We start from the raw sequence: 1,311 nt of genomic DNA, 5'->3' as shown, positions 1-1,311 counted from the left end.
ATCTCCTCAATATCAAATCTTTTTTGATAGGCAATTATTGCCGTCTCTAAATCCCCAAAATTTGTCAGAATATACCAAGGTTCTTTTGTTTGAAAACCCCGATAGGTTTTTTTCCACTTACCAGCTAAGTTAAACTGTCCAAATCCCTGCTCTTTTGTAATATTGACATCATTCAAAAATAGTTGAGTTCCTGGACTTAAACCTAACTCTCTCATTTCTTGATAAATTCCTTCTTTTGTCTTGACATTTGTACTTTTTTTTTGTCTTAAACAAAAGTATAAACTCTGCTCCCAAAGCCACTTTCCAAGACTGACTGAGCAAAATTCTCTATCTCCTAACACCACGATTTTATGACCTGATAGCACCTTCAATATTTTCCCCAATACTCGCTGCTGTTCTTCGAGATTACTACTTCCTTTTTTATCCAATATCTCCCAATAGATTGGGATGGCTCTCTTGTCATAAATTAGACTCACCATCAAGATATTAATTGCTCCCCAACTCGTTCGGTCTATGGCAATATATACTAATCCTTTTATTGTGAATCTCTCCTGCTGTTTTAACATCTCTTTTAAGCAGAGAAACCAGATTTTTTCAATATTCAGAATTTCCAGCTTTAAAAATCTTTTTAGTTTTTTTCTCCGACTCTCAAACAGGATTGGTATTGGTAAGGCTTCAGCTAATATCTCTAACTTTGCTTGCTTCAATATTTGCAAGGTTCCAACTACCATTAACAACAGTAGATATCTGGCTCGCCCCAGTTCATTTTCTAACACTTTCTGGTATAGTTCACTTATCATTTTCGTTATTTAGGTCATATATGGTAAATATGACTTATCTTTTTTTGGAGTCTGTGTCTGTATTCCATGCTACATAAGCTTTTCAGCTGGCTTGTCCCCCTGTCAGCTCAAATAGCTTATCCTAGTAGTTGGTCTTCATTAACTTGGCTGGGTTTAGAGCAGCGTGATACTATATTTTTAGGAGTTTTCTTTGCTTTAATTTTTTATGGGATAACTTTAATTATCATTGGCCGATTAAATTATCAAGAAGCTGTAGTTTATGCCCTAATTTTATGCTCACCACCAGTAATGCTTTTAGTCGAACGTGGCAACGTAGATATTGTTATCTATTCTTGGCTTGGTGTCGGACTAATGATGATTAAGAATAGCCGGGAGCATCTCACTTACGCGATAAGTAATTATACTTAGCCTAAAAGCCACTCTTAATCGTGTCTTGGAACGAAATAGAGGCTTTTAAAGACTGCGTACATGGAGAATTAAAACAAGAATTACCCTCGAAAAGCCTATTTTT

2 protein-coding genes are annotated in these 1,311 nt (G+C 35.6%); one reads left to right on the top strand and one right to left on the bottom strand.

Translation table 11 applies throughout. From position 1 onward, the window contains the following. Positions 1–776, bottom strand: a 776-nt coding sequence (locus PX482_RS18345; protein ID WP_288122805.1) for an IS4 family transposase, incomplete at its 3' end; no start/stop codon positions are given. A 90-nt stretch (positions 777–866) separates the two neighbouring features. Between PX482_RS18345 and PX482_RS18340 the strand changes: the two genes are divergently transcribed. Next, on the top strand, positions 867–1,208 hold the full coding sequence (locus PX482_RS18340) for a hypothetical protein (protein ID WP_288122804.1): 342 nt from the start codon (positions 867–869) through the stop codon (positions 1,206–1,208). Positions 1,209–1,311 lie beyond the last annotated feature (103 nt).

Origin of the sequence: Microcystis sp. M53602_WE12 (assembly GCF_030065455.1) — a bacterium.
Classification (GTDB): domain Bacteria; phylum Cyanobacteriota; class Cyanobacteriia; order Cyanobacteriales; family Microcystaceae; genus Microcystis; species Microcystis aeruginosa.
This window is presented reverse-complemented; position numbering and strand designations above follow the sequence as displayed.

Excerpts from the sequence above, each read along its gene's own strand:
- PX482_RS18340 (WP_288122804.1), top strand. The coding sequence starts at position 867 with ATGCTACATAAGCTTTTCAGCTGGCTTGTCCCCCTGTCAGCTCAAATA.